At 47.1% G+C, this 9,907-nt stretch carries 11 protein-coding genes and 1 tRNA gene; 6 read left to right on the forward strand and 6 right to left on the reverse strand.

Translation table 11 applies throughout. The features are described 5' to 3' along the window. The first annotated feature begins 159 nt into the window (after positions 1–159). A complete protein-coding gene (locus GCU44_RS15490) occupies positions 160–579 on the forward strand; it encodes a transposase (protein WP_154857431.1) in 420 nt (139 codons plus the stop codon). Positions 580–715: 136 nt separating this feature from the next. Here GCU44_RS15490 and GCU44_RS15495 read toward each other — a convergent pair. Together GCU44_RS15495 and sucC are read right to left on the reverse strand one after the other, a co-directional pair. Next, positions 716–789: transfer RNA gene (locus tag GCU44_RS15495), tRNA-Arg, on the reverse strand. 37 nt (positions 790–826) lie between these two features. Beyond that, the gene (gene sucC, locus GCU44_RS15500) at positions 827–2,041 is read right to left on the reverse strand and encodes an ADP-forming succinate--CoA ligase subunit beta (RefSeq protein ID WP_092168807.1); all 1,215 of its coding nucleotides are present in this window, start codon (positions 2,039–2,041) and stop codon (positions 827–829) included. Positions 2,042–2,288: 247 nt separating this feature from the next. On the opposite strand from sucC, the gene GCU44_RS15505 reads away from it, so the two are divergent. The 5 genes from GCU44_RS15505 to GCU44_RS15525 all read left to right on the forward strand — a co-directional run bounded on the left by GCU44_RS15505 (position 2,289) and on the right by GCU44_RS15525 (position 6,404). Continuing rightward, the gene (locus GCU44_RS15505; RefSeq protein ID WP_154857433.1) at positions 2,289–2,942 is read left to right on the forward strand and encodes an ABC transporter ATP-binding protein; all 654 of its coding nucleotides are present in this window, start codon (positions 2,289–2,291) and stop codon (positions 2,940–2,942) included. A gap of 86 nt (positions 2,943–3,028) precedes the next feature. Further along, positions 3,029–3,976, forward strand: coding sequence for an acetyl-CoA carboxylase carboxyltransferase subunit alpha (locus GCU44_RS15510; RefSeq protein WP_092168813.1), 948 nt, complete (start codon positions 3,029–3,031; stop codon positions 3,974–3,976). 39 nt (positions 3,977–4,015) lie between these two features. Continuing rightward, positions 4,016–4,819: a patatin-like phospholipase family protein gene (locus GCU44_RS15515; protein ID WP_154857436.1), complete on the forward strand. Its 804-nt coding sequence runs from the start codon at positions 4,016–4,018 to the stop codon at positions 4,817–4,819. Next, entirely contained in the window at positions 4,816–5,373 is a 558-nt protein-coding gene (locus GCU44_RS15520; protein WP_092168819.1) for a 1-acyl-sn-glycerol-3-phosphate acyltransferase, read from the forward strand. The genes GCU44_RS15515 and GCU44_RS15520 overlap by 4 nt, the downstream gene beginning before the upstream one ends. 77 nt (positions 5,374–5,450) lie before the next feature. Next, the gene (locus GCU44_RS15525; protein WP_154857438.1) at positions 5,451–6,404 is read left to right on the forward strand and encodes a YihY/virulence factor BrkB family protein; all 954 of its coding nucleotides are present in this window, start codon (positions 5,451–5,453) and stop codon (positions 6,402–6,404) included. A gap of 8 nt (positions 6,405–6,412) precedes the next feature. Here GCU44_RS15525 and GCU44_RS15530 read toward each other — a convergent pair whose 3' ends face one another. The 4 genes from GCU44_RS15530 to tyrS all read right to left on the reverse strand — a co-directional run bounded on the left by GCU44_RS15530 (position 6,413) and on the right by tyrS (position 9,826). Then, a complete protein-coding gene (locus tag GCU44_RS15530) occupies positions 6,413–7,180 on the reverse strand; it encodes an SDR family NAD(P)-dependent oxidoreductase (protein ID WP_092168825.1) in 768 nt (255 codons plus the stop codon). Positions 7,181–7,466: 286 nt separating this feature from the next. Further along, positions 7,467–7,673, reverse strand: a complete 207-nt coding sequence (locus GCU44_RS15535; protein WP_092168828.1) for a hypothetical protein — start codon at positions 7,671–7,673, stop codon at positions 7,467–7,469. A gap of 116 nt (positions 7,674–7,789) precedes the next feature. Beyond that, positions 7,790–8,488: a TetR/AcrR family transcriptional regulator gene (locus GCU44_RS15540; RefSeq protein WP_154857441.1), complete on the reverse strand. Its 699-nt coding sequence runs from the start codon at positions 8,486–8,488 to the stop codon at positions 7,790–7,792. Positions 8,489–8,536: 48 nt separating this feature from the next. After that, on the reverse strand, positions 8,537–9,826 hold the full coding sequence (gene tyrS, locus GCU44_RS15545; protein ID WP_154857443.1) for a tyrosine--tRNA ligase: 1,290 nt from the start codon (positions 9,824–9,826) through the stop codon (positions 8,537–8,539). Positions 9,827–9,907 lie beyond the last annotated feature (81 nt).

Below are 9,907 nucleotides of genomic sequence, written 5' to 3' on the forward strand. Positions count from 1 at the left end.
AATCCCTGGAAAAGCGCTGCGCAATCCGGCAACAATTCTGTTTAAAGAATGTTTTTTTTATATATACTGTTTTGGTAGTGTATTTGTATATAAAAATAGTTGTATCTTTACATTAAATATATTTATTAATTAACCTTTCATTTTAAATTAAAAGATAGAATGACGATTCAAGAGTTTTTAAACAAGTATGCAGATCTTTCAAAAACAGATGCTGTCGTTTACATGGAAGATGCCGAGGGAAATGTATTTCACTCAATTGACGATGCCCATAAAAAAGGAACCCATCCTTTTGTAACCAAAAATATCAAAGATACCGCACTTGAAGATTTGGGAGAGTTGGGAATACAGTCAAAAACCGAAGCTTCAAAATTTGTTGACCTCCTTCAGTTTATTTACGGAGCCGAGGGGAAAAGCGATAAGAGCATCCCCAGAGGTCGACGTACGTATTCAAGTCAGGAGAAGGCAGCGATATTGAAGGCCTGGAAAAAAGCGGAAGCCGAAGGAAAGACAAAAGCCGACTTTAGCAAAGAGACAGGCGTCACGTATCAGACGCTTTTTAAGTGGATCAAAGAGGCGTAATGCCCTGTAGCAGACTTCTGATCAACAACTAGGTGCTGCCTGTCCGACGGCCCGAATTAACGGGCTTTTAACCGATGCAGTACTTGGGGATCAAAAAGCAAAAAGTCCCCTTTCGTGAGAAAGGGGACTTTTTTTGTACACCCGGAAGGATTCGAACCCTCAACCCTCGGAGCCGAAATCCGATATTCTATCCAGTTGAACTACGGGTGCCTGTTTGCGATTGTGGCGCAAAACTAATAAAAATTATTTAAGGTTGCAGTACATTTTGCACTTTTTCTGCAGCTTCTTTTAAAGTTATTGCGGAAGTTACTTTCAGCCCGGATTCGTCAATGATTTTTGCGCCTTCTTCGGCATTGGTTCCTTGCAGGCGGACGATGATTGGTATCTGTATGTCTCCAATGGACTTATAGGCTTCCACAACGCCCGTCGCAATACGGTCGCAGCGAACGATGCCGCCGAACACGTTGATCAATATGGCTTTCACCTTGGGGTCTTTCAATATGATTCGAAAGCCTGCTTCCACGGTTTGTGCATTGGCGCCTCCTCCCACATCAAGGAAGTTCGCAGGCTCTCCACCGGAAAGCTTGATCATGTCCATGGTAGCCATGGCCAAGCCGGCTCCATTGACCATGCAACCCACATTTCCGTCCAGCTTTACGTAATTCAATCCGGATTCACCGGCTTCCACTTCCAGCGGGTCTTCTTCGTCCAAATCCCGCATTTCTGCCAGGGGTTTATTTCGGAAGAGCGCGTTGTCGTCTATGTTTACCTTTGCGTCTACCGCCAAGATTTGATCGTCTGACGTCTTTAAAACAGGGTTGATTTCAAATTGTGAGGCATCCGTGGCATCGTAAGCAGCATACAGCGCCATGATAAATTTCACCATTTCTTTGAAAGCATTCCCCTCCAAACCCAGCTGGAAAGCAACTTTTCGTGCCTGGTAGGGCTGGATTCCGAGAGAAGGGTCTACCCATTCCTTGATAATTTTCTCAGGACTATGCTCGGCTACTTCTTCAATGTCCATGCCGCCTTCCGTGGAAGCCATGATGACGTTGCTTCCCGCAGCTCTGTCCAGCAAGATCGACAGGTAATACTCTTTGGGTTCGGATTTTCCGGGATAGTAAACGTCTTGCGCTACCAAAATCTTCTTCACCAATTTTCCATCCTCACCGGTTTGGATCGTTACCAGTGTACCATTCAGTATCTTACCGGCCTTTTCGGGAACCTCATCGAGCGATCTTGCCAATACCACTCCCCGGGACCCGGTTTCTTTGATTTCTCCTTTTCCTCTGCCGCCGGCATGGATTTGGGCTTTCAGAACATACCAGGAAGTACCAGTGGTTTCATTGAGCTTTTTTGCGGCTTCCAGTGCGGATTCCGGGCTGTCCGCCACAATACCTTCCTGTATTTTGACTCCGTAAGACTTTAATACTTCCTTTGCTTGATATTCGTGTATATTCATTCTAGTCAAATTTTTGCCCGAAGTTAATGTCAAATGTCCGATTATTCAAGGGTTGTGTCTCGCTTTTTGGGCAAATAGGAAAACATTGTTTGTTTTTTACTACCTTATATTGATCTATGGCGTTATAAATCAGCGGTATAGTAAAATGCACACGGATAAACCGCCGCGGCTACCCGCTTTTTTGAAAATTTCATTAATTTTACCACCGTTCCAGTTTTTGAAGTTCGTCTACTTACCACGTTTATCTATGCTTATTGCACAATCGATTCAAAAATACTACGGTGATCTTCACGTGTTGAAAGGGGTAAACGTCTCCATACAAAAAGGCGAAATTGTCTCCATCGTCGGTGCATCCGGTGCCGGTAAAAGCACTTTGTTACACATTTTGGGTACCTTGGATAAAGCCGATTCCGGAACCCTGGAAGTAGAGGGATTGGATATCTTGAAATTGACCGGCGATAGACTAGCTACTTTTAGAAATGATCGGATTGGCTTTATTTTTCAATTTCACAACCTCCTGCCGGAGTTTACCGCCGAGGAGAATATTTGGATCCCCGGCCTGATGGGGAAAAAACCGGAAAACGCCCTGAAGAAGCGGACCCAAGATCTGGCGAAATTACTGGGGATACAAAACCGGCTGTCTCACAAACCCGCCGCATTGTCCGGTGGAGAGCAGCAGCGTGTGGCCGTTGCCAGAGCCCTTGTTAATAACCCCGACATGATTTTTGCCGATGAACCCAGTGGCAACCTGGACACCCAAAATGCCCAATCCTTGCACGAACTTTTTTTTAAACTGCGGGACGAATTTGGGCAGTCCTTTGTAATTGTGACGCATAACCAAAGCCTGGCCGGCATGTCTGATCGGATGCTGACCATGGAGGACGGAAAGATATTGGCTTGAAATAGAGGACCTGCGGTATCTTTGGTTCCCGTTAATCATGGATTCAAAAATTAATTTTTATCTTTGGTACTTCAAAACTGCAGGCTATGGTATTAGAATTTGAAAAACCTATCGCTGATCTGGAGCATAAACTCCACGAGATGATACAATTGGCAAAAGGGAAAAACATTGATTTATCGGCTGATATACAGTCTCTGGAAGAAAAACTTCAGACATTGAAAAAAGAGACCTTTCAAAACCTTACCCGATGGCAGCGGGTACAGCTTTCCCGCCACGGTGACCGGCCCTATGCCCTGGATTACATCTACGAAATGACCAATGATTTTATCGAATTGCACGGAGACCGCACGGTAAAAGACGACAAGGCCATGATTGGAGGTTTGGGCGATATCGATGGTCGGACCGTTATGTTTATTGGTCAGCAGAAGGGAAGAAATACCAAGCAACGACAGGAACGAAATTTCGGCATGGCCAATCCCGAGGGGTACCGAAAGGCCCTGCGGTTGATGAAAATGGCCGAAAAATTTAATAAACCCATCATTACATTGATTGACACACCGGGGGCCTTCCCTGGCATCGAGGCCGAGGAGCGTGGTCAGGGAGAAGCGATCGCCAAAAACCTCCGGGAGATGTTCAAGCTCAGGGTGCCGGTGATTTGCATCATCATTGGGGAGGGGGCATCTGGAGGTGCACTGGGTATCGCTATCGGTGACCGGGTCTTGATGTTGGAAAATACCTGGTATTCAGTGATTTCCCCCGAATCCTGTTCCTCGATCCTATGGCGAAGTTGGGACTATAAGGAACAGGCTGCCGAGGCTCTGAAACTCACCGGCCCGGACATGAAAAATCACGGCTTGATCGATGGCATCATTGAGGAACCGCTGGGAGGTGCTCATCGAAACATGCTGGACATGGCTGCGCGTATCAAACAAACCATTATCAAATCATTAAAGGAGTTGGATAAAATCAGTCCTGAGAAACGCATTGCCAGTCGGATCGAAAAATTCTGCTCCATGGGGGTTGTCAATGAGTAAGCCAAATCTGTCCAAGCTTCCCAAATCCAGTACCGTATTTTGAAAAAAAACCATTCGATAGGAATTGTTCTTTCCGGTGGTGGGGTAAGAGGAATCGCCCACCTGGGAATCTTACAGGCGCTAAACGAGAAGGGTATTTACCCGGACTACCTGTCGGGCAGCAGTGCCGGCGCCATCGCAGCGGTGATGTATGCTTACGGCTACAAACCTCAGGAAATATTGGACATCATCGTTCAAACGAACTATTTCAAGTTCTTCAAACCAGCCATCAGTTTCAAAGCATTGCTGAAAATGGACAGGCTTGCGGATTTGTTTAAAAAATACCTTCCGGTGGATGATTTTTCAGCGTTGAAAATCCCCACCTTTCTCGCAGCCACCAATATCCTTACCGGGCAGACGGTGTACTTTTCCGAGGGCCCCATCATTCGGCGAATCATGGCGTCCTCCTGCATTCCCGGGATGTTTGAGCCCATTTCGTTGGATGGCGCCTATTTCGTGGACGGAGGAGTGCTGAATAACCTTCCGGTGGAGCCGCTATTGGATCGCTGCCAGACCATCATCGGTGTCAATTGCAACCATTTACCCGAACTCCAAGCCATTGGTCACGTGAAGGGGCTCATCGAACGTACGGTGATTTTGTCGATGAACTACAATGTCTACAGCCGAAAACACCATTGTGATTTTTTTATTGAGCCCCCGGGATTGGCCAGTTTCGGCGTGTTGGAAATCAAGAAAGCCAAGGAAATATACGCTGCAGGCTATGCTGCCTGCCTGGAGGCCTTGCAGGACAGTCCCGCACTGGAAGCATTAGGCAGCAAAAACCTGGATTCGATCAAACCATGAAAGTACTCGCTCGTTTTGTATTTTGGATCACTGGCTGGAAAGTATCCGGCGAATGGCCAGAAGGGGTCAAAAAGGCCGTATTGATCGCCATTCCCCACACCAGCAACTGGGACCTGCTGTACGCCAGGTCTGCTTTTTACCTGATGGGAGTTCCCGTCCGGTTTACCATCAAAAAGGAAGTGATGGTCGGTCCCCTGGGCTGGCTTATCAAGGCGCTGGGGGGGATTTCCATCGACCGTAGCCGCATGCCCGGAAAACGAAAACAAACCTATACACAAGCCATGATTCAAATGCTGCGCGAACGCGAGGATCTGGTCATTATGGTTACCCCGGAAGGTACCCGTAGTTATGCCCCGCGCTGGAAATCCGGATTCTACCACATCGCACAGGGAGCCGGCGTTCCGGTGGTAATTGGGTTTTTAGACTACAAGCGAAAGCTGGCAGGAATAGGCCCTGTCATCATTCCGGACGGCAACATGGAAGCCCAAATTGAAGAAATGAAAGCCTTTGGCCGGACCATTACCGGAAAGTATCCCGAGCAGGGAATTCGCTGATTAGAACAATAGCGGGGGGATCGAAAATTCAGGAATGATTTTTGAAGCAGATCCGGTAGTTAACCGAACCACTACCGATGATCAAACGAAACCTTAAAAAGCTTAAAAACTATACTGTTTTTGAGATACTTTCCGACAGCGTAAAGGAATTTGGAAAAAGTGATTCAATGACCTTTGCGGCTTCTACCGCGTTTTACACCATTTTTTCACTACCTGCGCTGCTTATTATTGTATTAAATATCGCGTCTGTTTTGTACAGTGAAAATACCGTAAAAGACGAATTGCTGGCGCAGGTATCCGGATTGGTGGGCGATGAAAGTGCAGAAACCCTGGACGAAGTCATGAAAAACGTATCCATTAGCGGTCAGGGCATGTACACCCGGGCTTTGGGAATCGGGATCTTGATCTTTTCCGCCACGACGGTATTTGTCAGCCTTCAAAACAGCATCAATCATATCTGGCACATCAAATCCAAACCGGAAAAAGGCTTGCTGAAATTTGCGGTAAACCGGCTCCTTAGCTTTTCCATGGTGGCTTCCATTGGCTTTTTACTCCTGGTATCCCTGCTGGCAGATGCACTGATTGTGATTTTTTTGAATTACTTTTCGACGATTTTTGATAGCGATACCTTAAAAATGGCCTCGGTTATCAACTTTTTTGTGACGCAGGGTATATTAATTCTGGTATTTGGCCTGATGTACAAAATACTTCCGGATGCCGTGGTGAAATGGAAGGATGTCTGGTTGGGCGCATTTGTAACCATGCTGCTGTTTGGCCTGGGTAAGTACCTGATCGGGCTGTATATGGGAAATGCGGACGTGGGCAGCTATTACGGTACGGCAGGTTCACTGGTGGTAGTGCTGATTTGGGTGTACTATTCGGCGGTGATTTTTTTGTTCGGCGCCCAACTAACCTATTTTATCGCAGAGAACATCGGTGGACAGGTAACCCCCATCAAGGAGGCAGTTAAAATTCAGACCATAGAAATGGACGCCGACAATGCCGTTGAAACGGCAAAAGATACTGCCTGAATGGTATCTCAGGCATTGAATCCGCCATCTACCGTGAAAACGGCTCCCGTAGTGTAGCTGGATGCTGGCGAGGCCAAAAACAAGGCCATGGCTCCAATTTCCCCCTCTTCCCCGATTCGTTTGAGGGGAAGATCAGATAGGAATTTCTCCTTAATCGTTTCATTGGACCACAGCACTTCACTAAATTTTGTTTTGATCAACCCGGGACAAATGGCATTTACGCGAATATTATACGTCCCCCATTCTTTGGCAAGCGCCTTCGTTAGGGAATTCAGTGCCGACTTGCTGACGCTGTACAGTCCCAGTCCCTTTTCCGGCGATAAGGCAGCGGTGGAGCTGATATTGATAATGGATGCCGAAGCAGATTGCCTCAGGTAGGGTAAACTAAGCTTGGAAAGCTCAAACGGAGCCTTGAGGTTCACGTCAAGAATTTTGTCAAACACCGCCAGTTCATTTTCTTCAATGGGCCCAAATACGGGATTGGTCGCAGCATTATTCACTAAAATATCAATTTGGCCGTACTTTTCAATGGTCTGATTGATTAGGTTTTGCCGATCTTCGGGATAGCCAATATTGTTAGCAATCCCGATCACCTCGTATCCTTTCTCCCGAAGCTTGTGCGTCACCTCATCCAATCGTTCCTGATTCCGGCTGTTGATCACAACCTTTGCACCAGCGGCCGCAAAAAAATGAGCAATCGAAAAACCAATACCTCTACTGGCACCTGTAACGATGGCAACTTTGTTTTGAAGCGAAAACAGCGAACTTAAATCCATGGTCTTTTTGGTAGAAAAATCAATTTTTAATGTTTCAGGTACAATTTAGCGTATTCCTATGAATTTCACACATCCGCTTATCATTTAATTTTCGTGGATTATTGCCCCAAAGGTATCAACTGGAAAAACCTGGGCCCGCCTTGAGCAAACGGGCATGCCGCTACCAACCCGCAGAGGGATTTCCCAGTGGATAACGACGGGAAAGCGCGGGGGACTTTCCCAATTCAGGAATGGGATAGGGTAGGAGACTACCGGACGGCGGTTAGATCAGGTGCAAGAGAGCCAACTAGGGGTTTTTGGACGATTCATCCGTTGTATCCCCTTTTTGGGTATCTGCATCAAAATTTGATACCTCCTTGCCGATCACCTCCTTGGATGAGAGTTCCTGCGTCCGGTCTACCTGGCCCTTTTTTCGACTAAAAATTCGCTTGAAAATCAAATACAACGCAAGCGCGACAGCCAGTACAAACAAAAATCCGATTACTAAATCCATAATTCATAAATTTGGTTTTACATGCTTTGGCCTAACTAGCACAAGAAAGGTGCCTAATCGCTTTTCTACGCTAGTTTATTTCCGAAAACCCAGTAAGTGTGGACCCGGTACAATCACTAAAACAGTTTGCCCTGAACCGGCTGACTTTTAAAAGGCGTATTGCTTCCCTTGAGAATCTCAAAAATTAATTTTAAGAAGCCGTTTTTCCAGCTCTCGGCATTTATCTTGATATCACCGGGCTCCAGGGATACCGAACCCGTCACCTTGGTGTAGCCAATCATCATGCTCCATAGGGTATAAAACGCACTTTCTGCATGCAAATCCGGACGGATGCTGCCGTCCTGTATACCCATGGAAATGGCTTTGATTCCCAGTTTAGCCAGATCGTGATGACTTTGAAGCAGTTTGGTAAAATAGGGACTTTCCAAAATCAGGGGGCTGACCTTTTCTCTTTGCACCTGATAAGAATCAAGCACGGACAGAAAGTCGAGCAGGGCGCCATGGAAGACCGCTTTTTCCCGGGCAAACGAGAGGTAGCCCTCGACCAGCGTGGTCATTATTTCCAAACCGGTTTTTTCCTTTGGTTTTCCAAAAGATTTGTTGAACAGCTCTTTCAACTCATCCATGCCCTTTTTTGTGAGGGCCAGGTACAGGTCTTCTTTACTCTTGTAGTAAAAGTAAATCAGTCCCTTACTAATTCGCGTTTTCCTGGCAACGTCCGCCATTGTGGTAACATGCAGCCCCTTTTCACCAAAAAGCTGGATCGCCGCCTCCAGGATTTTTTTCTCTCGCTGTTGTCTTTCGTAAACGCCCATTCTTGAGTCTGGCTGTTCATCGGGATTCCACGCATGCCGTGGGTTTCATTAACCGGTGATGGTGATGATAAAATAGTTCTTTTTCCCCTTTTGCACGAGCAGATAGGTTTCCTGAAGCAAGGGGATCTCCGGTTTGGCATGGGGATCCGTGATTTTAATCTTATTGATAGAGAGTCCTCCCCCCTGTATCAATTTTCGCGCTTCGCCCTTTGATGCGAAAATCGTTTGGTCTGTACAAAGCAGTTCGACCACATTTTCCGCGTTAAGATAGGAGGAACGTTCCACCGGCATGACGGGCACGCCGTCAAACACCTGAAGAAAGGTGCGTTCGTCCAGGGAAGCAAGGTCTTCCAGGGAGGATTTGCCAAAAAGGATTCCGGAGGCTTTTAGGGCCATTTCATAGTCTGCCTCACTGTGGATACGAATGGTTACATCTTTGGCGATGGCTTTTTGGAGTAGGCGAAGGTGTGGTCCTTCTGCGTGCTCTTTTTCCAGCGCTTCGATTGCCTCACGGTCCAGCGTGGTGAATATGCGAATGTATTTTGCGGCATCGGCATCCGATACGTTAAGCCAGAATTGATAAAATGCGTAGGGAGAGGTTTTTTCCGGGTCCAACCAAACGCTTCCCCCTTCGGTCTTCCCAAATTTGCTTCCGTCTGCCTTGGTGATCAGGGGAACGGTCAGCGCATACGCTTCTCCGCCTTCTTTTTTTCGAATCAGCTCGGTCCCGGTCACAATATTGCCCCATTGATCGGAGCCCCCCAGTTGGATGCTGCAATTTTGATGCTTCCACAGGTGGTAAAAGTCGTAGCCCTGTATGAGTTGATAGGTAAATTCGGTAAAGGAAAGACCATTTCCCTCTTCCAACCTCCGCTTTACGGAGTCCTTGGCCATCATGTAGTTGACCGTTATGTATTTCCCCACATCCCGAATAAACTCCAGGAAGGAAAAGCCGGCCATCCAGTCGTAATTATTGACCAACAGCGCCTGATTGGGCTTGTCCGAACCGAAATCAAGGAATTTTTCCAGCTGCTTTTGAATTCCGGCGATGTTCCGATCAAGGGTCTCTTCGTCAAGCAGGTTTCGTTCGGCGGATTTAAAGGAGGGGTCACCGATCATTCCGGTGGCGCCGCCTATCAGGGCTACCGGCTGATGTCCGGCCCGCTGAAAGTGAAGCAAGGTCATGACGCCCACCAAATGCCCAATATGCAGGGAGTCTGCCGTAGGGTCAAAGCCCAAATAGGCGGTTGCCTTCCCCTTGTTGAGATGTTCTTCAATACCTGCGGTCATGTCTTGTAGCATTCCCCGCCACCGTAATTCCTCTATAAAATTATTCATGCGTGTGCTCCTGGTTACTTGCGAGCGCAAATATACGGGTTCCGTACCAAAGGAAGGAAGATTTGTTCCTTATTCTATCCA

This window comes from Cyclobacterium xiamenense (assembly GCF_009467825.1).
Lineage (GTDB): Bacteria > Bacteroidota > Bacteroidia > Cytophagales > Cyclobacteriaceae > Cyclobacterium > Cyclobacterium xiamenense.

Excerpts from the sequence above, each read along its gene's own strand:
- GCU44_RS15490 (WP_154857431.1), top strand. The coding sequence starts at position 160 with ATGACGATTCAAGAGTTTTTAAACAAGTATGCAGATCTTTCAAAAACA.
- sucC (WP_092168807.1), bottom strand. The coding sequence starts at position 2,041 with ATGAATATACACGAATATCAAGCAAAGGAAGTATTAAAGTCTTACGGA.
- GCU44_RS15505 (WP_154857433.1), top strand. The coding sequence starts at position 2,289 with ATGCTTATTGCACAATCGATTCAAAAATACTACGGTGATCTTCACGTG.
- GCU44_RS15510 (WP_092168813.1), top strand. The coding sequence starts at position 3,029 with ATGGTATTAGAATTTGAAAAACCTATCGCTGATCTGGAGCATAAACTC.
- GCU44_RS15520 (WP_092168819.1), top strand. The coding sequence starts at position 4,816 with ATGAAAGTACTCGCTCGTTTTGTATTTTGGATCACTGGCTGGAAAGTA.
- GCU44_RS15525 (WP_154857438.1), top strand. The coding sequence starts at position 5,451 with ATGATCAAACGAAACCTTAAAAAGCTTAAAAACTATACTGTTTTTGAG.
- GCU44_RS15530 (WP_092168825.1), bottom strand. The coding sequence starts at position 7,180 with ATGGATTTAAGTTCGCTGTTTTCGCTTCAAAACAAAGTTGCCATCGTT.
- GCU44_RS15535 (WP_092168828.1), bottom strand. The coding sequence starts at position 7,673 with ATGGATTTAGTAATCGGATTTTTGTTTGTACTGGCTGTCGCGCTTGCG.
- GCU44_RS15540 (WP_154857441.1), bottom strand. The coding sequence starts at position 8,488 with ATGGGCGTTTACGAAAGACAACAGCGAGAGAAAAAAATCCTGGAGGCG.
- tyrS (WP_154857443.1), bottom strand. The coding sequence starts at position 9,826 with ATGAATAATTTTATAGAGGAATTACGGTGGCGGGGAATGCTACAAGAC.